This is a genomic window from Rhodococcus pyridinivorans, assembly GCF_900105195.1.
GTDB classification, from domain to species: Bacteria; Actinomycetota; Actinomycetes; order Mycobacteriales; family Mycobacteriaceae; genus Rhodococcus; species Rhodococcus pyridinivorans.
This window is the reverse complement of the sequence record NZ_FNRX01000002.1, coordinates 3,213,337-3,235,008: the sequence shown is the minus strand read 5'-3', so window position 1 is coordinate 3,235,008 and position 21,672 is coordinate 3,213,337. Positions and strand designations below refer to the sequence as shown.

The 21,672-nt window shown below is 68.5% G+C and carries 23 protein-coding genes; 11 read left to right on the top strand and 12 right to left on the bottom strand.

All coding sequences use genetic code 11. The features are described 5' to 3' along the window. Positions 1–61: 61 nt before the first annotated feature. Complete coding sequence (locus tag BLV31_RS15305; RefSeq protein ID WP_006551397.1) at positions 62–2,374, top strand: RelA/SpoT family protein; 2,313 nt, start codon at positions 62–64, stop codon at positions 2,372–2,374. Between the two features lie 91 nt (positions 2,375–2,465). On the opposite strand, the gene BLV31_RS15300 is transcribed toward BLV31_RS15305, so the two are convergent. Both BLV31_RS15300 and BLV31_RS15295 read right to left on the bottom strand, forming a co-directional pair. Continuing rightward, positions 2,466–3,248 carry a peptidylprolyl isomerase gene (locus tag BLV31_RS15300; RefSeq protein WP_006551398.1) on the bottom strand — a complete coding sequence of 261 codons (783 nt, stop codon included), beginning with the start codon at positions 3,246–3,248 and terminating at the stop codon, positions 2,466–2,468. Continuing rightward, entirely contained in the window at positions 3,248–4,123 is an 876-nt protein-coding gene (locus BLV31_RS15295; protein WP_006551399.1) for a peptidylprolyl isomerase, read from the bottom strand. Before BLV31_RS15295 ends, BLV31_RS15300 begins: the two co-directional genes overlap by 1 nt. Positions 4,124–4,272: 149 nt before the next feature. On the opposite strand from BLV31_RS15295, the gene BLV31_RS15290 reads away from it, so the two are divergent. From BLV31_RS15290 to BLV31_RS15280, 3 genes are all read left to right on the top strand, one after another. Beyond that, positions 4,273–4,956 (top strand): MBL fold metallo-hydrolase, encoded by a 684-nt coding sequence (locus BLV31_RS15290; protein ID WP_183079234.1) that lies wholly within the window; start codon positions 4,273–4,275, stop codon positions 4,954–4,956. Between the two features lie 63 nt (positions 4,957–5,019). Further along, the gene (gene hisS / locus BLV31_RS15285) at positions 5,020–6,294 is read left to right on the top strand and encodes a histidine--tRNA ligase (RefSeq protein WP_006551401.1); all 1,275 of its coding nucleotides are present in this window, start codon (positions 5,020–5,022) and stop codon (positions 6,292–6,294) included. Beyond that, a complete protein-coding gene (locus BLV31_RS15280) occupies positions 6,281–6,925 on the top strand; it encodes a hypothetical protein (protein WP_170318498.1) in 645 nt (214 codons plus the stop codon). Before hisS ends, BLV31_RS15280 begins: the two co-directional genes overlap by 14 nt. Before the next feature lie 27 nt (positions 6,926–6,952). Here the strand turns inward: BLV31_RS15280 and BLV31_RS15275 are convergent, their stop codons facing one another. Then, a complete protein-coding gene (locus BLV31_RS15275; RefSeq protein ID WP_064060339.1) occupies positions 6,953–8,170 on the bottom strand; it encodes a hypothetical protein in 1,218 nt (405 codons plus the stop codon). Continuing rightward, on the bottom strand, positions 8,170–8,505 hold the full coding sequence (locus tag BLV31_RS15270; RefSeq protein WP_006551405.1) for a type VII secretion target: 336 nt from the start codon (positions 8,503–8,505) through the stop codon (positions 8,170–8,172). The genes BLV31_RS15275 and BLV31_RS15270 overlap by 1 nt, the downstream gene beginning before the upstream one ends. Before the next feature lie 197 nt (positions 8,506–8,702). Here BLV31_RS15270 and BLV31_RS15265 point away from each other — a divergent pair, with 197 nt between their 5' ends. After that, positions 8,703–9,731 carry an Rv2578c family radical SAM protein gene (locus BLV31_RS15265; protein ID WP_024100755.1) on the top strand — a complete coding sequence of 343 codons (1,029 nt, stop codon included), beginning with the start codon at positions 8,703–8,705 and terminating at the stop codon, positions 9,729–9,731. 20 nt (positions 9,732–9,751) lie between these two features. On the opposite strand, the gene BLV31_RS15260 is transcribed toward BLV31_RS15265, so the two are convergent. Together BLV31_RS15260 and BLV31_RS15255 are read right to left on the bottom strand one after the other, a co-directional pair. Further along, complete coding sequence (locus BLV31_RS15260) at positions 9,752–10,195, bottom strand: acyl-CoA thioesterase (protein ID WP_006551407.1); 444 nt, start codon at positions 10,193–10,195, stop codon at positions 9,752–9,754. 108 nt (positions 10,196–10,303) lie between these two features. Next, on the bottom strand, positions 10,304–10,768 hold the full coding sequence (locus BLV31_RS15255) for a MarR family winged helix-turn-helix transcriptional regulator (protein WP_006551408.1): 465 nt from the start codon (positions 10,766–10,768) through the stop codon (positions 10,304–10,306). Positions 10,769–10,861: 93 nt separating this feature from the next. Between BLV31_RS15255 and BLV31_RS15250 the strand changes: the two genes are divergently transcribed. Both BLV31_RS15250 and BLV31_RS15245 read left to right on the top strand, forming a co-directional pair. After that, complete coding sequence (locus tag BLV31_RS15250) at positions 10,862–11,887, top strand: pirin family protein (RefSeq protein WP_064060274.1); 1,026 nt, start codon at positions 10,862–10,864, stop codon at positions 11,885–11,887. Then, on the top strand, positions 11,884–12,663 hold the full coding sequence (locus BLV31_RS15245) for a pirin family protein (RefSeq protein WP_006551410.1): 780 nt from the start codon (positions 11,884–11,886) through the stop codon (positions 12,661–12,663). Before BLV31_RS15250 ends, BLV31_RS15245 begins: the two co-directional genes overlap by 4 nt. Before the next feature lie 72 nt (positions 12,664–12,735). On the opposite strand, the gene BLV31_RS15240 is transcribed toward BLV31_RS15245, so the two are convergent. Continuing rightward, positions 12,736–13,749 carry a hemolysin family protein gene (locus tag BLV31_RS15240; RefSeq protein WP_170318499.1) on the bottom strand — a complete coding sequence of 338 codons (1,014 nt, stop codon included), beginning with the start codon at positions 13,747–13,749 and terminating at the stop codon, positions 12,736–12,738. Beyond that, positions 13,742–15,109: a hemolysin family protein gene (locus BLV31_RS15235; RefSeq protein ID WP_006551412.1), complete on the bottom strand. Its 1,368-nt coding sequence runs from the start codon at positions 15,107–15,109 to the stop codon at positions 13,742–13,744. The genes BLV31_RS15240 and BLV31_RS15235 overlap by 8 nt, the downstream gene beginning before the upstream one ends. Before the next feature lie 423 nt (positions 15,110–15,532). Between BLV31_RS15235 and BLV31_RS25720 the strand changes: the two genes are divergently transcribed. Then, positions 15,533–15,655 (top strand): hypothetical protein, encoded by a 123-nt coding sequence (locus tag BLV31_RS25720; RefSeq protein WP_016933989.1) that lies wholly within the window; start codon positions 15,533–15,535, stop codon positions 15,653–15,655. Between the two features lie 268 nt (positions 15,656–15,923). Next, the gene (locus tag BLV31_RS15230; RefSeq protein ID WP_060653197.1) at positions 15,924–16,358 is read left to right on the top strand and encodes a DUF4383 domain-containing protein; all 435 of its coding nucleotides are present in this window, start codon (positions 15,924–15,926) and stop codon (positions 16,356–16,358) included. Positions 16,359–16,407: 49 nt separating this feature from the next. Here BLV31_RS15230 and BLV31_RS15225 read toward each other — a convergent pair whose 3' ends face one another. Further along, the gene (locus BLV31_RS15225; protein ID WP_064060276.1) at positions 16,408–18,141 is read right to left on the bottom strand and encodes a RecQ family ATP-dependent DNA helicase; all 1,734 of its coding nucleotides are present in this window, start codon (positions 18,139–18,141) and stop codon (positions 16,408–16,410) included. 162 nt (positions 18,142–18,303) lie between these two features. On the opposite strand from BLV31_RS15225, the gene BLV31_RS15220 reads away from it, so the two are divergent. Then, a complete protein-coding gene (locus BLV31_RS15220) occupies positions 18,304–19,095 on the top strand; it encodes an SDR family NAD(P)-dependent oxidoreductase (RefSeq protein ID WP_064060277.1) in 792 nt (263 codons plus the stop codon). A gap of 19 nt (positions 19,096–19,114) precedes the next feature. Here the strand turns inward: BLV31_RS15220 and BLV31_RS15215 are convergent, their stop codons facing one another. Together BLV31_RS15215 and BLV31_RS15210 are read right to left on the bottom strand one after the other, a co-directional pair. Then, the gene (locus BLV31_RS15215; RefSeq protein ID WP_006551417.1) at positions 19,115–19,741 is read right to left on the bottom strand and encodes a nucleoside/nucleotide kinase family protein; all 627 of its coding nucleotides are present in this window, start codon (positions 19,739–19,741) and stop codon (positions 19,115–19,117) included. A 33-nt stretch (positions 19,742–19,774) separates the two neighbouring features. Further along, positions 19,775–20,278, bottom strand: coding sequence for a hypothetical protein (locus tag BLV31_RS15210; RefSeq protein ID WP_064060278.1), 504 nt, complete (start codon positions 20,276–20,278; stop codon positions 19,775–19,777). 112 nt (positions 20,279–20,390) lie between these two features. Between BLV31_RS15210 and BLV31_RS15205 the strand changes: the two genes are divergently transcribed. Beyond that, entirely contained in the window at positions 20,391–20,690 is a 300-nt protein-coding gene (locus BLV31_RS15205) for a protease inhibitor I42 family protein (RefSeq protein ID WP_006551419.1), read from the top strand. A 43-nt stretch (positions 20,691–20,733) separates the two neighbouring features. Here the strand turns inward: BLV31_RS15205 and ypfJ are convergent, their stop codons facing one another. Further along, positions 20,734–21,651, bottom strand: a complete 918-nt coding sequence (gene ypfJ, locus BLV31_RS15200) for a KPN_02809 family neutral zinc metallopeptidase (RefSeq protein ID WP_064060279.1) — start codon at positions 21,649–21,651, stop codon at positions 20,734–20,736. Positions 21,652–21,672 lie beyond the last annotated feature (21 nt).

The following is a 21,672-nucleotide window of genomic DNA, read 5'->3' as shown; positions in this document are numbered from 1 at the left end:
ACGGTCCGGACATGCGCATCGGTGACGAACCGGGTTCGCAGCCGCGACGGGAGGTTGAGGCATGACCCAGAATCTCGATCGGTCCCACAATTCCGGTCAGAACCCGACCCCCACACCGGCATCGACCTCCGCGTCGAGGCGGGTACGCGCGCGCCTGGCACGACGCATCACCGGTCAGCGGGGCACGAGCCTCAAGCCGGTCCTCGAGCCGCTGGTCACCATCCACCGCGAGCTGTACCCGAAGGCCGACCTCTCGCAGCTGCAGCGGGCCTACGACGTCGCGGAGGAACGGCACGCCAGCCAGAAGCGCAAGTCCGGCGATCCCTACATCACCCACCCGCTGGCGGTCGCCACGATCCTCGCCGAACTCGGCATGGACACCACGACCCTCGTCGCGGCACTGCTCCACGACACCGTCGAGGACACCGGGTATACGCTCGAGCAGCTCACCGCGGAGTTCGGTGAAGAGGTCGCGCATCTCGTCGACGGCGTCACCAAACTCGACAAGGTCGTGCTCGGTTCGGCCGCCGAGGGCGAGACCATCCGCAAGATGATCATCGCGATGGCGCGCGACCCCCGGGTGCTCGTCATCAAGGTCGCCGACCGTCTGCACAACATGCGGACCATGCGCTTCCTGCCTCCCGAGAAGCAGGCCCGCAAGGCACGCGAGACCCTCGAGGTCATCGCCCCGCTGGCCCACCGCCTCGGGATGGCGACGGTCAAGTGGGAGCTCGAGGACCTCGCCTTCGCGATCCTTCATCCGAAGAAGTACGAGGAGATCGTCCGGCTCGTCGCGACCCGCGCACCGTCGCGCGACACCTACCTGGCCACCGTCCGTGACGAGATCGGACGGACACTCTCCGCGTCGCGGATCGACGCGGTCGTCGAGGGCCGGCCCAAGCACTACTGGTCGATCTACCAGAAGATGATCGTCAAGGGCCGCGACTTCGACGACATCCACGACCTGGTCGGCGTGCGCATCCTGTGCAACGAGATCCGCGACTGCTACGCGGCCGTCGGTGTCGTGCACTCGCTGTGGCAGCCCATGGCGGGACGGTTCAAGGACTACATCGCCCAGCCCCGCTACGGCGTCTACCAGTCGCTGCACACCACCGTCATCGGTCCCGAGGGCAAGCCGCTCGAGGTGCAGATCCGCACGCACGAGATGCACCGCACCGCAGAATTCGGCATCGCCGCGCACTGGCGGTACAAGGAGACCAAGGGACGCCACTCGGGTGATGTCGCCGAGCTCGACGACATGGCCTGGATGCGGCAGCTCCTCGACTGGCAGCGGGAAGCGGCCGACCCGGGGGAGTTCCTCGAATCGCTCCGTTACGACCTGGCGGTCAAGGAGATCTTCGTCTTCACGCCCAAGGGCGACGTGATCACGCTGCCTTCCGGCTCGACGCCCGTGGACTTCGCGTACGCCGTGCACACCGAGGTCGGGCACCGCTGCATCGGAGCCCGCGTCAACGGCCGCCTCGTCGCCCTCGAACGCAAGCTCGAGAACGGCGAGGTCGTGGAGGTCTTCACCTCCAAGGACCCCAACGCCGGCCCGAGCCGCGACTGGCAGTCGTTCGTCGTCTCACCCCGCGCCAAGGCGAAGATCCGGCAGTGGTTCGCCAAGGAACGTCGCGAGGAGGCCCTCGAATCCGGCAAGGACGCCATCGCGAAGGAGGTCCGTCGCGTCGGTCTGCCGCTGCAGCGCCTGATGAACGCCGACCTGATGGTCACGGTCGCCAAGGAACTGCGGTACGCCGACGTCTCGGCGCTGTACACCGCGGTCGGTGAGCACCACGTCTCGGCGCACCACGTCGTGCAACGGCTGGTCGCGCTGCTTGGTGGCGTCGGTGGCGTCGAAGAGGAACTGGCCGAGCGGTCCACACCGTCGACCATCCCGACCCGCTCGCGGAACAGCGGCGACTCCGGTGTCCTCGTGCCGGGCGCACCGGGCACGGTCTCGAAGCTCGCCAAGTGCTGCACGCCCGTCCCCGGCGACGAGATCATGGGCTTCGTGACCCGCACCGGAGCGGTGAGCGTGCACCGCACCGACTGCACCAACGCCGGGTCGCTGCGGGAGCAGTCGGAGCGCATCATCGAGGTGCAGTGGGCGCCCTCGCCGTCGTCGGTGTTCCTCGTCGCGATCCAGATCGAAGCTCTCGACCGGCACCGTCTGCTGTCCGACGTGACGAAGGCACTCGCCGACGAGAAGGTCAACATCCTGTCGGCCTCCGTGACGACCACAGGCGATCGGGTCGCGGTGAGCCGGTTCACCTTCGAGATGGGCGACCCGAAACATCTCGGGCACGTGCTCAACGTCGTCCGCAACGTCGAGGGCGTCTACGACGTGTACCGGGTGACCTCGGCAGCCTGACCGAATCCGTCTCGGTCTCGCGCCGGACGACGACGTCCCGCTCCGGAATCTCCGGGACGGGACGTCCGTACGTTCCGTGCGAACGGGGGTGTCAGGACCCGACGGTCACCGACTCGATCTGCACCGCGCGGTTGGGGGCACCGCCGCCGGCCGCCATCGATCCGTCGTCGCCCTCCGCCGCGACCTCCTCGATCACGGCGAGTCCGGCCTCGTCGACCGTCCCGAAGACCGTGTAGGTGGGGGGAAGCTGCGAATCCTCGTAGACCAGGAAGAACTGGCTGCCGTTGCTGCCGGGCCGGCCCGTGTTGGCCATCGCGACCGTGCCGCGCGGGTAGATCACCGGCTGGCGCAGCTGGGCGTCGCCGGGTGCGTACACGTTCTCCGGGTACTCGGTGTCGAAGCCGTAACCCGGCCCGCCCGTGCCGGTGCCCGTCGGGTCGCCGCACTGCAGCACCTGCAGACCCGGTGAGGTCACCAGCCGGTGGCAGGGCGTGTCGTCGAAGTAGCCCTGCTCCGCGAGGGACACGAAGCTGTTGACCGTGCACGGTGCCGCGGCACGGTCGAGTTCGACGCCGATCACGCCGACGCTGGTGGTGATCTGCGCGGCAGCAGCGCCGGTGGCGGAGACGTCGTCCGAGGCGGGGGCGGTCACGTCGCGTGCGGCGTCACCCGAGGCGTCGTAGGTGCACGAGACGGAGTCGGTGCCGCTGGGTCGCTCCGGTAGTTCGCCCGTGTAGGCGGGGGACTGCCGGTCGGCGGCGGACGCCGGTGCCGACGAGCTCGCGGCGGTATCGGTGGACGAATCGTCGGAGCACCCCGTGAGCAGGAGTGCCAGCCCGGCGCCGGCGGCGAGGGCGGTGCGCAATCGGATCATCAGTCCATCCTGACCGACGTGAGGGTGGTCTCCAGCGCGGGGGCACCGTCGGCGGCTCCGCCTGCGACGCCGGCCGCGGCGATCTTGTCGAGGGTCGCGAGACCGGTCTCGTCGATCGTGCCGAAGACGGTGTACTGCGGCGGCAGCACCGAATCGCCGTACACCAGGAAGAACTGGCTGCCATTGGTGTCCGGGCCGGCGTTGGCCATCGCGAGGGTGCCACGCGGATAGGTCATCGGTTCCTGCGCGGCGGGATCGTCGGCGGCGAACTGATCGGTGGGGAACTCGTTGGCGAACTGGTATCCCGGACCGCCCGACCCGCTACCCGACGGGTCGCCGCACTGCAGGACCTGCAGGGACGGCGAGGTGGTCAGCCGGTGGCAGGGCGTGTCGTCGAAGTAGTTCTGCGAGGCCAGCGACAGGAAACTGTTGACGGTGCACGGCGAATCGTCGTTGTGCAGGATCAGGCCGATGTTCCCCTGGCTCGTCTCCATGCTGACGCTGATGTCCGTGTTGCCCTCACCGGTGGTGCGGATGCCCTCGGTGCGCGGCGGCTCTGCCGGCTTCGACGGTTCGCGGCCGTCCGCGGTGTAGGAGCAGCTCACCGTCTCGGGCAACGGCTCGGACCGGCCGTCGGGGAGCGCGGCGTACTCCATTTCCGAACCCGAGGTGTCGTTCGACGCCGCCTCGGTGGCCGTGTCGTCGCCCCGGTCGACCGCCCACAGAGCAACACCGGCGCCGACGACCACGATCACTCCGAGCGCGGACAGCGCGATCGTCATGCGGCGCCGCTTGCGCTCGCGTTCGGCTCGACGCTCGAGCTGCCGTTCGAGTTTGCGTTTCGCGGCCTGGCGCCGTTGTGCGTTGCTCGGCACTGCAGTAGTCCTCCCGTGAACGATCGATGTGGTCCAACCGACTTCGAAGCAGACCCGAGTCTGCCACCCGGGACCGGCAACCCGCGGGCAGGGCGCAACGCATAGTCTGTAGGAGACCTCGAAGGCTTCCACCCGTAGGAGCGATGCTCGTGCTCGTGACCGGATTCCCTGCCGGGATGTTCCAGACCAACTGCTACATCCTCGCGCAGGACAACGCGAAGGAGTGCGTCATCGTCGATCCCGGCCAGGACGCCGCCGAGCCGCTCGTGGAGTTCCTCACCGGATCCGATCTCACGCCCCGGGCGGTGCTGCTCACGCACGGTCACCTCGACCACATGTGGTCGGCGCAGCCGGTGGCCGACCGGTACGGGATCCCCGTCTACATCCACCCCGACGACCGGATGATGCTCACCGATCCGCTGCAGGGCATGGGGTCGAGCCTCGCCCCCTTCCTCGACGGCGTCGAGTTCGTCGAACCGCAGCAGGTCGTGGAGTTCGGCGACGGAGACGAGATCGAACACGCCGGAATCGAGTTCGTCGTCGACCACACGCCCGGACATACCCGCGGCTCGGTCGTCCTGCGCACGCGCACCACCACCCCGGACGGGGCCGCCCTGAACGTCGCGCTCACCGGCGACACCCTGTTCCAGGGGTCGATCGGCCGCACCGACCTGCCCGGCGGCGACCACGCGCAACTGCTCGACTCGATCGCGCGCAAGCTGCTCGTGCTCGACGACGGCACCAACATCCTCCCCGGACACGGCGGAGCGAGCACGATCGGGCAGGAGCGGGAGTCGAATCCCTTCCTCACCGGCCTGGCAGAATCCCGCTGACGGCACGAACACCGCGATCCGTCCGGTGACCAACCGAGAGAATCCCGAGAGAAGGCAGTACCAGTGAGCAAGGCCTCCACGTTTTCGGCGCCGAAGGGTGTGCCCGATTACGTTCCCCCGCAGTCGGCGGAGTTCGTGGCGGTGCGGGACGGTCTGACCCGTGCCGCACGCCTGGCGGGGTACGGGCACGTCGAACTGCCCATCTTCGAGGACACCGGCCTGTTCGCTCGCGGCGTCGGCGAGTCCACCGACGTCGTCACGAAGGAGATGTACACCTTCGCCGATCGCGGTGAGCGCTCGGTCACGCTGCGTCCCGAGGGCACCGCAGGCGTGATGCGCGCGGTGATCGAGCACGGTCTCGACCGCGGTCAGCTCCCCGTGAAGTTGTCCTATTCCGGGCCGTTCTTCCGCTACGAGCGCCCCCAGGCGGGCCGCTACCGTCAGCTCCAGCAGGTCGGCGTCGAGGCGATCGGCATCGACGATCCCGCGCTCGACGCCGAGGTCATCGCGGTTGCCGACGCAGGATTCCGGTCGCTCGGACTCGACGGATTCCGCCTCGAGATCACCTCGCTCGGCGACGAGACCTGCCGTCCGCAGTACCGGGAGAAGCTGCAGCAGTTCCTGTTCGCCCTCCCGCTCGACGAGGAGACGCGCCGCCGCGCCGAGATCAACCCGCTGCGCGTGCTCGACGACAAGCGCCCCGAGGTCCGCGAGATGACCGCCGACGCGCCGCTGATGCTCGACCATCTCTCGGACACCGCTCGCGCACACTTCGACGAGGTACTCGCCCACCTCGACGCGATCGGCGTCCCGTACGTCGTCAATCCGCGCATGGTGCGCGGCCTCGACTACTACACGAAGACCACCTTCGAGTTCGTCCACGACGGGCTCGGCGCCCAGTCCGGCATCGGTGGTGGTGGCCGCTACGACGGGCTCATGGAACAGCTCGGCGGCCAGCCGCTCTCGGGCATCGGTTTCGGGATCGGCGTCGACCGCACGGTTCTCGCGCTCGCCGCCGAGGGCAAGACCGCCGGCAGCCCCGCGCGGTGCGAGGTGTACGGGGTGCCGATGGGCGACGCCGCCAAGGTCGCCCTCGTGCCCATCGCGCACAAACTGCGCGCCGCGGGTGTCCGCGTCGACCTCGCATACGGTGGGCGCGGCCTCAAGGGCGCCATGAAGGCGGCCGACAAGTCCGGTGCCGTCGTCGCGCTCGTGCTCGGTGACCGCGAACTCGAGGCAGGTGAGGTCGTCGTCAAGGATCTGCGCAACGGCGAGCAGCACAGCGTTGCACTCACGGACGTCGTCGCCCGTGTGGGTGAGGTCGTTGCCGGCGCATGACGACCGGGACGGTGCCGCCGTCCCGCTCGATCTGATCCCGTCCCGGCTGCTCCGGCCACGCGCCCGCAGGATCGCGCTGCTCGCGCTCGCCGTCGGCGTCGTCCTCGGCGTTCTGGTCTGGATCGTCGCGCCCGGATGGGTCGCGCTGCTCGTCGGGGCCGTCTTCGCGGTGCCGCCGGCCGTCGGTGCGTTCCTGGCCACGCGTCGGCACCTGCTGCTGCGCGGCACCGTCGTCACGCTGTCGGGGGCGTTCCGGTCGCGCAGTGTCGATCTCGCGCGACTCGCCGGTGTCGAACTGATCGTCCGGGTGGGCGGAGTATCGCAGGCCGTCGTGCGCGTCAACGACGGTGAGCACAATCTCGTGTCGGTCCCGCTCGCCCTGTACGCCAACGGCGGCGGTCGCGAACTCGACGTGCTGGCCCTGCGAAAGCTCGCGGATGCGCTCGCCACCAGCGAGATCGCTCCGGCGGCGGCGATCTCGTCGGTGCTCGTCGAACAGTTGCGGGCCGAGGCCCGCGACGCCGCGCTCGGCGAACGCCCGCTCTACCGGGCGATCGAACTCGCGCGCGGCGCCGGCCGGGTGCCGCAGACGACGCTGACCGACCACGAGGTCGCCTCCCTCGTCGACTGACAGGCTCGTCCGATCGACGAGTAATGCTCAGCGGTCGTCGTGCGAACCGATCACGGCGGGAACGACCAACGGCAGTTCGCCGACGACCTCGGTGCCCTCCGCGGCGGCACTCAGCAGACGGGTGGGGGAGCGGTGCTCCTCGTCGTCGGACCCGCGAGCGGACGTCGCGGGGACCATCCCGCCGGTCGAGGGTGCCCTTCCCATCGCGCTCGCGCCGGTCGTGGCCGGCGTACTCCCGCCCGAGCCCGGGGCGGTCGGAATCGGAGCGGCGGCAGGCACACCCGCAGTTCCGAACGCGGCCCCCGCGGTGCCGTGACCGGTGACCACTCCGGCCGACACCGTTCCGGCCGATCCCGCGACCGCCGCACCGACGGTCGGAACCGCCGCGTGTGCGGTGGGCGCGGTCGCCGCGTAGGCGGTGGGAGTGGTCGCGGCGTGCGCGGCGGCCGTGAACGGCGCTGCGACACTCGACGCGACATCGGTTGCGGCCGTGGCGACCGTGCGCATCTCCTGCACGCCGGCCACGGCCACCGGCGCGGGCACGGGAATCGGCGTGGTCAGCGCCGTCATCGCGGCGGTGTGGACCGTCAGCTCGCCCCGGGTACGCGCAACGACGGCCAGGGCAGCCTGGAGATGCTGCGCGGCGGACGCCAACAGGGCGACCTGGCCCGGCGGCGTCGCGAGAGCCGGTGCGGCCGCCATCGCCGTGGTCACGAACGACTGTGCGATGCCGGTCAATTCGATGTTGCCGCGTTCGACGGTCGCCGTGGCGGCGCGGGTTACGTCGCCGATCCGGTCGCCGCGGTCGGCCAGTTCGAGGGCCGACTGCTGCGCGCGCACACCGTGACCTGCGGCCTCGTCGGCCGTTGCTCCCTCCCACGACTCCGGAAGTGCGTGCAGCGCACTGCGTCCGAGCATCGTGGCGGTCTCGAGCAGACGCGACCCCTGCTGCAGGATCGCCGACGGATCGAGCGAGTCGAGGATACCGGTGCCGAACATCGAGCAGAGTTCGGTGAGCGGCCGCACGATCGTCTCGAGATCGGGCAGCACCGGTACCGGAATCGATTCGAGCAGCTCGACGATCGAATTCGCCTCGAGGACGGGCAGACCCGGCTCGGGAAGAACGGGTTCCGGAAGTACCGGCAGCGGTGCGTCGAGGACCGGTCCGATCGGCGACGCGCGGAGAGCGTCGAGAACGGTCGGTGACGCTGCGGGTGTTGCGGTGTCGATGACCGATCCCTGCATCACAGTCCTCCCGCAGCGTCGGCCAGCGCCGAAGCCGTTCCGGTGTCGGTCGTTTCGTAACCGGTGGCCGCCTCGTGTGCTGCGATGCCGTTGGACGCGTAGGCCCACGACAGTTGCGCGACGGCACTGGTGTGCTCGGATTGGGCCGCGGCGAACACCGCGAGGAACTCTCCGCCGATGAGTCCCAGAGCCGGACTCAACGCGGAGATGTTGGCCTGCAGATCGAACGTCCCCGCCTGCGCCACCTGCTCGGCCGCACGAAGATTCGTGGCCCCGAACGCTCGAATACCATCGGGCACCACCCGGATTCCGGCACCGGGAAACAGACCGCTCATCGAACCCCCCATCGAAGATCAGTGTGGCGAGCACTGTAACTCGAGCGCACCGGGCGAGCCACCGGACCCTCGGCCGCCTGTGGATGAACGGATGGGAATGCCGATGCATTCGTTGCACCGCGAGTGCGCTCCGTCCGATCGACCACGATGCCGAACGATCTGTTGACAGCGAATAGCACACATGTTCGACTGGGGGTATGAGGTGGGCGGGTCAGACTGTGGATGCGGACGACGGAGCTCTGCCGGGCCTCGAACGGGCCGGTCTCGTCCGTAGTGTCCGCACCCCGGAGTTCGAGGGAGTCACCTTCCATGAGGTGCTGTGCAAGAGCGCGCTGAACAGGACGCCGGAGGCCTCCCGGTTGCCGTTCCGGTACACCGTCAACACGTTCCGGGGCTGCACCCATGCCTGCCGGTACTGCTTCGCCCGGCCCACGCACGAGTACCTCGATCTCGACGGCGGGCACGACTTCGACTCGCAACTGGTCGTCAAGACCAACGTCGCCGCCGTCCTGCGCCGCGAACTCGCGCGACGATCCTGGACCCGGGAACACGTGGCGCTCGGTACCAACACCGATCCCTACCAACGGGCAGAGGGGCGCTACCGGCTGATGCCCGGAGTCATCCGGGCGTTCGCCGAATCCGGCACCCCCTTCTCCATTCTCACGAAGGGCACGCTGCTGCGCCGCGATCTTCCGCTGCTGTCGCTGGCGGCCGGTCAGGTCGATGTGTCGGTCGCGGTGTCGCTCCCGATCGGCGATCCCGAACTGGCCGCGCACATCGAACCGGGCACGCCGTCACCGAAGGCCCGTCTCGATCTCGTGAAGGCGGTCGTCGACGCCGGATTGTCGTGCCACGTCATGGTCGCTCCGGTGCTGCCCTTCCTCACCGACTCGCGACAGCACCTCGACACGCTGTTCGGCTCCCTCGCCGCCGCCGGCGCGTCGGGGGTCACCGTAATACCGCTGCACCTGCGCGGCTCGACCCGCGGGTGGTTCCTGTCGTGGCTCGCGCAGGAGCATCCTGCCCTCATGAGACGCTATCGCCGCCTCTACGGACGGGGCGCGTACGTTGCTCCGGAGTACTCGCAGTGGTTGGACGAGCGGGTCGCGCCCCTGCTCGAACGTCACCGCCTCGGGGTCCGGGCGTCCGCTCGGCGTGAGGAGAGGGGTGCGCTGCGCGCCGACGAACGCGTCCCCGAACCCGAGGCGGCGCTCACCCTGTTCTGAGACAGTTCGTGGGCGGCGCGTCAGTCGTCGTATGCGAGCCGGACCTTCTCGAACGCCACGCGCGATGCTTCGGAGATCGGTTGCGAGCCGCCTTCGGCGGCGGTGCCGACGTCCACCGAGTCGGCGAGCGCGACGCACCGGCCGTGCTGGAACAGGGCCGAGCCGATCACCACCGACGATGTCCCGATGCGGTGGACACCGGTGGCGATGACGATGTCGTGCGGATAGAACACCTCGGCCAGGAAGTTGATCTCGATCTTCGCGAGTACCGCACGCTCGAAGGGGTAGGTATCGCCCAAGGTCGACGACACGGCCTCCATGACGAGGACGCGGGCCTGCTCGAAGTAGCGGGCGATCGAGACGTTGTTGATGTGCCCGAGCGCGTCGGTGTCGCCGAACAGGGGCGTGATCGTGCGCTGCAACGGATACAGGTCGAGCGAGGTGCGTCGCGGGTCGTGCCGCATGGGAGGTACCGCCTTCGGAGGTCGTGGCTGTGACCCGGTCAACATATCCGTGATCCGATCGACGTCCCGCTCCGGAGGTGCGGGCGGAGTTCGCTTCGGGGCGGAGGCCTACCGTCTGCCGTCGATCATGCGATCGCGCATGCGGGCGAAGACCTCGGTCATGGGGGCGATGTCGGCGGGGGAGAGCAGGTCGAACATGTTCTCGCGGACCGCCCCGACGTGGCCGGGACCCGCCTCGGCGAGTCTCGCGTAGCCGACGTCCGTGAGTTCGGCCCACGCGCCGCGTCGGTCGGATTCGCACTCCACGCGCCGCACCCACCCCGCGTTCTCCATGCGGGAGACGGCGCGGGTGATGCCGCTGCGGGTCGTGGTGCTCGCGTCCGCGAGGTCGCGCATGCGCATCCGGCGGTCGGGTGCCTCGGACAGCAGGACCAGGATCTCGAAGTCGGTGAAGGAGATGTCGGAGTCCCGCAGTAGCTGCTTGTCGAGATTCTGGAACAGCAGGCGCGTCGCATCCAGATAGGCGCGCCACAGGCGCTGTTCGTCGTCGCTGAGCCACTTCGCGTCTCCCATGATCCCCAGTGTACCCGCGTTAGTTGACTGCGCAATCAAATGTGACACAATGGATAGGGTCGACCGACGGACCACCGAGAGGAGTCGAGCGGCATGAGCAACACCGACACCCGTCCCGAGGAGATCCGCTGCCGGACGGAGGACCTCCCCATCCGCGACCCGCTCCGCCCCCGCGTGGAGATCATCACCTCGCGTGAGGTCCCGCTCGGTGGCCCCCGGGCCATGCCCGTGCGCCGTACGCTTCCGCAACGGCAGCGTTCGCTGATCGGCGCGTGGTGCTTCGTCGACCATTACGGCCCCGACGACGTCTCCCGCACCGGCGGCATGGACGTCGCACCGCACCCCCACACCGGTCTGCAGACGGTGTCGTGGCTGTTCACCGGCGAGATCGAACACCGCGACAGTCACGGCGTGCACGCGATGGTCCGGCCGGGGGAGTTGAACCTCATGACCGGAGGCCACGGAATCTGTCACTCCGAGGTCTCCACCTCCGCGACCACGACACTGCACGGCGTGCAGTTGTGGGTGGCCCTGCCCGACGCACATCGCGATGCGCCCCGCGACTTCCAGCACCACGTGCCGCCGGTCGTTCGGGTGCCCGGTGCAGAGGTCAAGGTCTTCCTCGGTTCGCTCGCCGGCGAGGAGTCGCCCGTGACGACGTACACCCCGCTGCTCGGCGCAGAGATCGTCCTGGACCCCGCGGCGAGCATCACCCTTGACGTCGACCCGTCGTTCGAGCACGGGGTGCTCGTCGACACCGGTACGGTCGCGCTGTTCGGCACCGTGCTCACGCGAGCCGCCCTCGGCTACACCGGAACCGGCGTGCCGGCCCTCGAACTGACCAACACCACCGACGAACCCGCACGTATCGTCCTCCTCGGCGGAACACCCCTCGGCGAGGAGATCGTGATGTGGTGGAACTTCGTCGGCCGCGACCACGACGAGATCGTCGCCTACCGGGACGCCTGGGAACGCGGGTGCGATCGGTTCGGCCGCGTCTCCGGCTACACCGGGAGGGTCGAGCGTCTCCCGGCGCCGCCCCTGCCCCAGGCGCGTATCCGCCCCCGCCGCAATCCGCCCACCGCCGATCCGAACTGCCCGACACAGGACCCCGCATGAGCACCGCACCGATTCTCGACGTCCGCCGCGCGGACGACCGCCTCCACACGAAGATCGACTGGCTCGATTCGAGGCACTCCTTCTCGTTCGGCCACCACTACGATCCCGACAACACGCATTTCGGGATGCTGATGGTCAACAACGACGACATCGTCCGCCCGGGAAGCGGTTTCGACACTCACCCGCACCGCGACATGGAGATCGTCACCTGGGTGCTCCGCGGATCGCTCGTGCATCAGGACTCGACGGGGCATTCCGGGGTGATCTACCCGGGTCTCGCGCAGCGCATGAGCGCGGGCTCGGGGATCCTCCACTCCGAGAAGAACGACTCGTGGCGTCATCCCGGTGCCACTGCGTCGTATGCCGCCGAGCACGACGAACCGGTGCGGTTCGTGCAGATGTGGGTGCTGCCGGACGAAGCCGGGATCGAGCCGGGCTACGAACAACTCGAGATCGACGACGAACTGCTCTCCGGCGGACTCGTGCCGGTCGCATCCGGAATGGACGCCTACGCCGACCATTCCGCCATCCGCATCCGCAACAGATATGCCGCCATGCACGTCGCGCGGATGCGTCCGGATCGCCCCGTGACGCTGCCGGACGCACCCTTCGTGCACCTCTTCGTCGCCCGGGGCGAAGCCGCACTCGAGGGAGCCGGACCTCTCGCCCAAGGAGACGCAGCGCGGATCGCCGGAGGTGGCGGCCGACAGCTCACCACAGCCACCGGCGCCGAGATCATCGTCTGGGAGATGCACGCCGCACTCGGACACTCCTGAACGGTCCCGGCCGGGGCAGGAAACGACGTCAGGCCCGTCCCGGAGATCCGGGACGGGCCTGACGTCGGTACGTCAGCTCGTGGCGCCGCTCATCGGCAGCAGCCGGGCCAGGACGTCCGAGAGGGTGATCAATCCGACGATCCGTCCGTTCTCGGTGACGGTGACCAGATGGTTCCTGGTCTCCCGCATCGTCGTCAGCGCCTCGTAGACCGGCGTCGCGGCGTCGATCGTCAGCGCGGGGCGCATCAGTTCGGTCGCCGTGGTTCCGGGTGCGGCCTGGAGACTGTCGCGCACGTGCACGACACCGTCCACGTGGCCGTTGTCGCGCACGAGCAACCGGAGGTGCCCGGTGCGATGGGCCGTCTCACGGATCTCGACGGCCGTCGAGGTCGGCTTCACGCTGCTCGGCTCGGCCTGCGGCGTGACGATCTCGCCGAGCGTGAGCGTCTCGAGCTCCAGCGCGCTGCTCAGGTGCCCGTGATAGCGCTCGTCGAGCGTGCCGACGGTGGCCGAGTGCTCGACCAGGTGCCGCAGCGCATCGGGATCCTGACCTTCGGCGACCTGATCCACCGGGTCCACACCGACCTTTCGCAGACACCAGTTCGCCATATGATTCAACCGGACGATCAACGGCCGGGTCACCCACATGAACGCGCGCATCGGCAGCGCCAGCATCGTGGCGGACTTCTCCGGGTGGGCGATCGCCCACGACTTCGGTGCCATCTCGCCGACGACGAGGTGCAGGAACGTCACGATGATCAGCGCAAGGACGAAGCCGGCCACGTCCGCGAGCCACAGCGGCGCGCCCCAGTTCTCGAACAACGGCGTGAGCCAGTGGTGCACCGCGGGTTTCGTCGTCGCACCGAGTGCGAGCGTGCACACCGTGATACCGAGCTGGGATCCCGCGAGGAGCACTGACAGTTCGGACGCGCTGCGCAGGGCGGCCCGCGCCGAGCGGCTCGACGTCGCTGCGTCCTCGAGTCGGTGTCGTCGCGCCGCGATGAGCGCGAACTCGACCGCGACGAAGAACGCGCTGGCGGCGATCAGGCCGATCGTCACCACCGCGACGACCACAGGATTACTCATTGCCGGTCACCTCGTCCGTCAGAACGGTCACGCGCACGGACGACGGCACGTGCTTGTCGATGTCGCGTACCTCGGCCACCAGGGTCCTGTGGATCGGGCCGTCCCCGTTCAGCAGTTCGGCGGGATCCGGATCCAGTGTGATCCGGACGGTGTCACCCACCTCGGGGAGGCCACCGAACTCGGTGATGACCAAGCCGGCGAGCGTCTCGTAGTCGCCCTCGGGCAGTTCGTGGTCGAGGGTGCGGGCCACCTCGTCGATGTGTGCGTCGCCGCGGACGATCCAGCCGTCGCCCTCGGGGCGGATGACCTCGGCGGCCATCGCAGAATCGTGCTCGTCGGCGATCTCGCCGACCAGTTCCTCCGCGATGTCCTCGAGGGTGACGACGCCGGCGAACCCGCCGTACTCGTCGATCACCAGTGCCATCTCGTCCTCGGCCCGGGCCAGTTCGGTGAGAACCTCCGGCAGTGCCAGCGTGGCCGGCACGATCACGGGGGGGCGGCAGACCCCCGCGGCCGTGCCCGTCGGGGTGTCGAGGCCGAGGAGGTCGTGCAGGTGCACGACACCGCGCAGATCGTCGGACGAGGTGCCCACCACGGGGTATCGGGTGTGCCCCTCGCTCATCTTGTCGAGGATGGTGGCGACCGGCTCGTCCAGTTCGACGACGTCGACCCGCGACCGCGGGATCATCGCGTGTTCGGCGGTCCGGGTCGGGAACTCGAGGATTCGATCGAGGAGGGTGGACAATTCCGGCGGAAGTTCGCCGGTCTCGCGCGACGCGGCCACGATGTGTTCGAGGTCGCGCGGTGTCGCGGAGTGCTCGACGTCGTGCACCGGCTCGATGCGCAATGCCCGCAGCAGGAGATTCGACGACGCGTCGAAGAGTTTGATCAGCCATCCGAAGACGGCGAGATAGGCGCTCGTCGACAGGGCGAGGCGGCGTGCGACCGGTTCGGGACGGGCAATGGCGAGGTTCTTCGGTACCAGTTCACCGAAGACCATCTGGACCACCGTCGAGAAGAGCACGGCCAGCACGGTGCCGACGGCGACACCCACCGCGGTGGGGATGCCCACCCCGCCGAGCAGTTCGCCGAGACCGCTACCGATCAGCGGTTCCGCGACGTAGCCGACGAGCAGGCCGGTGACGGTGATGCCGAGCTGAGCGCCCGAAAGCATGAAGGAGGTGCGGCGGGTGACCGCCAGTGCGCGGGCTGCAGCCGAGTCACCGCCTTCGGCGCGGGCCTTCAGGCGGGAGCGGTCGACGGCCATGTACGCGAATTCCTGCGCGACGAAGTAGCCGGTCAGTGCAGTGATGGCGAGAACGACAAGAATGCCGGCCGCGATTCCGAGGGCGGTCAGCACTTCGGGGACCGGGCTCGGGTGACGAGCAGAGCGTCATATCTGGGCGGGACGGGTCTTCGAGGTTTTCGCTTGGGGCGTTTCATGACTCCCTCGGGGTCGGGTGGGCAGGTGTACTTACAGGATAGGACGAACGGACACCGGCGGAAGTTCCCCCCGCGGGGTGGAGATATGGTCACAAGGCGATCTTGTAATATGGGAATCTTCCCCGAATAGGCCGTATTGTCCGGCCTGGAAACTCCCCGAATAATACGACATATCGGGCCGATTTTCACCGAACTCTCCATATTTCCCCTGCTAGGGCCGATTTGTGTTCCGGATTACAATTCTTCGCGCTGCGCAGCTGTCGAATGCAGGTAACAATTGAATCGCGTGTCGACGCGAGTCGTCACAACTTCGATGTCGTTCCATTGATGGGAGAAGCCCGTGCCTGCACTCGAGTTCCTTGTCGACCTCTTCGGTAACCTGTCCGACCTGTTCGACGTGCTGAACTTCTTCACCGGTTCTGCTGATGCGGCCGGCGATGCGTTCGGCAGCAGCCAGGCCTGAGCCTCGCAGACTCGAAGGCCCGCGGGTTGATCCCGCGGGCCTTCGTCGTGTCCGGACACGGTCGTGTCCGTCCGGCCAGAGGGTGGAGTGCCGCACCCGCCCTCGGCCGCCGTTCTCGACCTCCATCCTCGAACACGGAAACCGACGTTTGGGTTCGTTCGGTCACGGCTAACCGGGGAATGTAATTCGGACCACTCGACCCGAACGGACGTTCGGTGAGAGGACGCGGAACATGACCTCTCGAACCCCAAGCCCCGGCCGTGGCTCGATGACGGCAACACCGGTGCAGACTGCGGCGCTCGTGGTGGGCGCTGTCTTCCTCCTGGTGGGCATCCTCGGCTTCATCCCGGGGGTCACGTCGGACTACGATCAACTCTCGGGCGCAGGCCATCATTCCGAAGCCATGCTCCTGGGGATCTTCCAGGTCTCCATCCTGCACAACATCGTGCACCTGTTGTTCGGTGTCCTGGGGCTCGCTGCGGCCCGGGCCGTGGCAACCGCCCGCAGTTTCCTGATCATCGGCGGTGCGATCTACCTGGTGCTTTGGATCTACGGCCTGATCATCGACAAGGACAGCGGCGCCAACTTCGTGCCGGTGAACTCCGCGGACGACTGGCTGCACTTCGTCCTGGGTGTGGGCATGATCGCGCTCGGTGTGCTCCTGACACGCACGCGGACCACCCCGGGCACGGTTCGCCCCTAATCCGTACCCACCCGTCGTGATGACGGGATCCGGAAGAACCCGTGGCCCCTCACGCCACGGGTTCTTCGGCATGGGCAGGTACGGGCTCTGCCGGTGCGGGGTCGTCGACCTTCAGCACCCCCGACTCGGCGACTGCATCGAGCGACAGTGTCCGATAGCCCTCGCTGTCGAACAGGACGGTGACGCGATCGTGCTCGCAGGTCATCACCACTCCCGGTCCCCACTCGGCATGCACGACATGCGTGTTCGGGGCGAACACGGACGTCTCGCAGTACGCCGGGGCAGTATCGGCGCCCCGAAGCACGGATACCGTCGCAACCTCGTCGGACGCGCCGTCCCGGCAGGTGTCGCACCGGCCGCAGGGGTCGGACAGCGTCTCGCCGAAGTACCCGAGCAGGAACCGGCGGCGGCAACCGCGAGTCTCGGCGTAGCCCCGCATCATCTCGACCCGCGATCGGTCCAGTCGTTCGCCCGACGCGGCCGTCTCGCGTGCGTGCTCGACCGCCTTCCGTCGGGGGATGTCGGCGGCGGAGAGTCCACGCCGGCCGGAGACGAGCGCTCCGCACCGTTCGAGCAGGTTCACCGCGTTGGCCAGTCTCCGCCCCCGCACGTCGAGCTCGGTACGCAGCCGTCCGAGCCTCATCGGCGACGCGGAGCGGACCGCCGAGAACACCCGGCCGATCAGCTCCTCGTCGGGGTTGTGGGTGGTGAAGAAGGTCGCGAGCGACAAATCCTCGGGACGGTAGAACATCAGGACGGTGGCCGGCTCCCCGTCGCGTCCGGCGCGCCCGATCTGCTGGTAGTAGGAATCGACCGAGTCCGGTATCGAGGCGTGCACGACGAAACGCACGTCCGGCTTGTCGATGCCCATACCGAAGGCGGAGGTCGCCACCACGACATCGCAGCGACCGTCGAGGAATCCGAGGTGAACGTCCCCGCGCTCGGCCGCGCGCATCCCGGCGTGATACGGGCACGCGTCGATCCCGCGTTCACGCAGGGCCTCGGCGTATCGCTCGGTGTCCTTGCGGGTCGCGGCGTACAGAATGCCGGGACCGGGCAGGGACGCCACGGCCTCGACGACGGCGCGTCGCTTCTCGCCGTCGTCAGTGTGCCTGCGCACCTCGATGTCGAGATTCGGGCGGTCGAAACCACCGGCGACGACGAGCGGATCCCGCATGCGCAACGCCTCGACGATGTCCTCGCGGACCGGGGGTGAGGCGGTGGCGGTGAGCGCGACGACGGGTGGCCGGCCCAGGGCCTCGGCCACGTCTCCCAGGCGTAGATATTCCGGCCTGAAGTCATGGCCCCACATGGCGACACAGTGCGCTTCGTCGACGACGATGAGCGAGACCTCCACGCTTCTCAGACGCTCCAGGACCTCGTCCTTGGTGAGCTGCTCGGGGGCGAGGAAGACGTAGTCGGCATCGTGTTCGAGCACGGCCCGCCAGTTCGCCTCGTTCTCCGACTCGCACTGGCGCGAATTGATCGCGACCGCCTCGGGTGCCTCCGAGTGGTCCAGACCGGCGATCTGATCGTTCTGGAGCGCGATCAAGGGCGAGACGACGACCGTCACCCCCGGTAGCAGCAGCGAGGGCACCTGATAGATCGCGGACTTCCCGGAGCCGGTGGCCATCACGGCGAGGACGTCGCGTCCGCCCAGCAGCGGAACCATCGCGTCCAGTTGTTCGGGACGCAGCGTGTCCCAGCCGAACACCTTCTGCGCGGCGGCGCAGAGTTCCTCGCGTGCATCCTCCGATGCAATGTCGGACGACGACCGATACATCTTGTGCTGCAAGTGGACTCCAGAACTCGGAAGGGACTGCGCGCGCAGGGTGCCCTCCGCTTACCCGAGGACGTGCCCGCCCCAAACTGTTGCGAGATCCCGGCGCCGTGTCGACCCGGCGGGGTGTGGGTACCCGCGAGCCAGACGTGCCGAGGAGGAGATATGAACGACGCTCGACCCCTCGCTCTGGTGACCGGAGCATCGCGAGGCATAGGCCGGGAGTTGGCGGCCCTGTTCGCGGCCGACGGATACGACCTCGTGCTCGCGGCGAGATCGGACACTCTGGACGAGGTCGCCGCAGACCTGCGGACGTCCGGCGCGGAGGTGGTGTCGGTCCACGCGGATCTGAGGACTCCGGAAGGGGTCCGGGCGGTCCACGAGGCTGCGACGGCCGGAGGTCGCGTCCCGGCGGCGGCTGCGCTCGACGCCGGTGTCGGGATCGGCGGGGCGTTCGTCGACGCAGAGCTCGGGGACGTCCTCTCGATCGTCGACGTCAACGTGCGCTCGACGGTGCATCTGGCGCACCTGCTGCTGAACGACATGCTGCGGGCGGGCTCGGGCCGGATGCTCGTCACCTCGTCGGTGGTGTCGAAGATGCCCGGCCCCTACCAGGCCGTGTACAACGCGTCCAAGGCCTTCGTGCAGTCCTTCACCGACGGCGTCCGCAAGGAACTCGACGGTAGCGGGGTCACGCTCACCGCGATGCTCCCCGGTGCCACCGACACCCACTTTTTCGCACGTGCCGGGATGCTCGACACGATCCTCGGGAAGGCGCCCAAGGACGATCCTGCGCACGTCGCGCGCGACGGTTATGCCGCTCTGATGCGCGGCGAGGCGACTGTGGTGCCCGGCTCCGTGCTCGCGAAATCCATGGCGGTCTTCGGCACGGTGGCGCCCGACGCGGTGACCTCGGCGGTTCACCGGGTCCTGGCCAAGCCTCGATCGGGGCGATGATCCGCGACGGCAGGACCGCTCAGTCGGATCGCGTCCGCACTGCCGGGCGGGTGGGGTGGTCGTAGCGCACCAGGACGTCCGCGTCCGCTCCTGCATGTTCGAGCACCGCGTCATGTTCGAGCACCGCGTCGATCGTCCAGTGATCCTCGGGGCGCGTGCGCCTTTCGAGCGCGCCCCGGGACATCGTCAGGACGACGGTGACATCGAAGTCGAGACCACGGCCGAGAAGCATAGGGCCGGCGACGACGAGGATCTGGTCCTCCGCCGCTCGACGCGGGCGCTCGCGCGCCGAACGGTCGGTGCGTTCGTCCCACAGCCGCGGAAGCCATCGTCGATGTTCGTGTACCGCGCGCAGCACCTCTCGGTCGACCGCGGCGTAGTCGAACCAGTCGTGGCGGTAGCTGTACGGATCGGTCCGTCCGTGCTCGAGTCGGAGCGATGCGGGCCGGACGAAATCGTGGAGGTCGACGACGTCCGCTGCGCGGCCCCGCGTTCTCAGTTCCGTCGCGACACGCTGTGCGAATTCCACCGGGTCTGCCGCGTCCGGTGCGCTCACGGCGATGCACACGCTTCCGGTGAGCGCCTCGGCGCGATCGGCGACGGAGGCCGTGAGTATCTCGGGGGTCAGGGGAGTGAAGGCGGGCATCGCTCGCCGTTCACGCCCATCCGCGTATGGGGGTCACCAGGGCGGCGTGTCGTTCCCGTCCGGTACCGGGGTGTCGAGAAGCCGGTCGAGCCAGAGCACCGCCTCGACCAGCGCTTCCATCTGCGACGCCCAGTCCATGGCGAAGACCACTTCGTCGAGTTCGCTGCGGGCCGCGACCGAGTCGCCGGCGAGCGCGTCGACGACCGCTTTCATCACGGTGCTCTCCGGCTGCGGGAGTTCCTCCGGCCGGACGTGACGGCCGCTCTCGGTCCGGATGGTCAGTTCGAAGCTCTCGTCGCCACGCACCTGCGGGCCGATCTTGTCGACGACGACGTCGGCGATCGTCGAGACCGTCCACCTCAGCACGTTCCCGTAGAGCGGGGGAGTGATCTGTGACGGCGGGTTCGAACCGGGGCTCGACACCAGCGCCGCGACCTCTTCGGTCAGTTCGCTGTAGCCGTTCTCGTGTGCGAGAGCGAGAAGGCGTCCTCCCATCACCGCGTCGCTGCGTGTGATTCCGGCTCGTTCTTCGTGCATGCAGAACGAATGCCCCGTTTTGTGTCCCATCACACATCGCGGTCGCGACGGGTGTGCTAGCGCCATGGTCACGAGAGTGAGGAAAATCACATTCGCGGGCTATCCTGAGGTCATGAAGCACATCGCCACTGGTCCGAAGGATGTCACGGTCGGTGTCGGGGACACGATCGAACTGCATCTCCCTGAGAACACCTCCCGGGACTACTGCTGGTCGACGTCGAGGGTCGGAGAGGGGCTCGTCCTTCGCGACATCCGATTCCTGCCGTCGAAGAACCCGTTGCCGGGAGGGACCGGCGAGCGGGTCTTCTGTTTCAAGGCGCGCCGCGCCGGTACCTGGCCCATCTCGCTGCGCATGCGGAAGCATGCCGACCTGGTCGCCGACCGCGCGAACATGACCGTCACCGTCGCGTGACGGCGTCCCGGCGCTCGCTCTGCGGTTCACGACACCGCGGAACTCAGCGCAGTGCCGGCGGGTTGTCGAGATCGCGTGCCGAGTAGGTGTCACACGCGTCGACCCGGCCGGTGCGGTATCCGGCCAGGAACCAGGCCTGACGCTGCTCGGACGACCCGTGAGTCCATCCCTCCGGGTTCACCCGGCCGGTGGCGGCCCGCTGGATCCGGTCGTCGCCGACGGCCGACGCGGCCGACAGTGCGTCGCGGATGTCGGCGTCGGTGAGCGGCACGAGGAAGGGCTCTCCGGTGGTCGGCTCGGGCAGCTTGTCGGCATGGTAGGCCCACACCCCGGCGTAGCAGTCGGCCTGCAGTTCCGTACGGACAGCGCCGGATTCGGGGCCGCGCGGGTCGGCCTGTGCGCGACCGAGATCGCCGAGCTGGTTCTGCAGGTGGTGCCCGAACTCGTGGGCGACGACGTATTCCTGCGCGAGCGGACCTCCACTGGCGCCGAACCGTGTCTCGAGTTCGTCGAAGAAGCTGGTGTCGAAGTAGGCGGTCCGGTCCGCCGGGCAGTAGAAGGGCCCGATGTCGCTGGTGGCGTTGCCGCAACCGGTGGACGTGGCCGAGGTGAAGATCTCGACCTCCGGCTGCACATAGGCCACGCCGGTCTGTGTCGCGAACTGCTGCTCCCACACCGAGTCGAGCGACCCGACGGTGTAGAGCACCCGGCAGTCGACGTTCTCGTTCGCGGCGCTGCCACCGACCTCGCACTGTTCGAGTGCGCTCTCGGCTTGCGGATCGCCGGAGGTGTCGGGCATTCCCGAGCCGAGCAGCGAGGACGGATCGCCGCCGAACAGCAGCGCCAGGATGATGACGATCAGGCCGCCGGCCCCGCCACCGAGAGCGAGCTTTCCGCCACGCCCACCGCCGCCGGTACGGACACGGCCCGCATCCATGCGTGCACCTTCTCTGAACGTCATCGCCGCCGCTTTCTCCTGTGT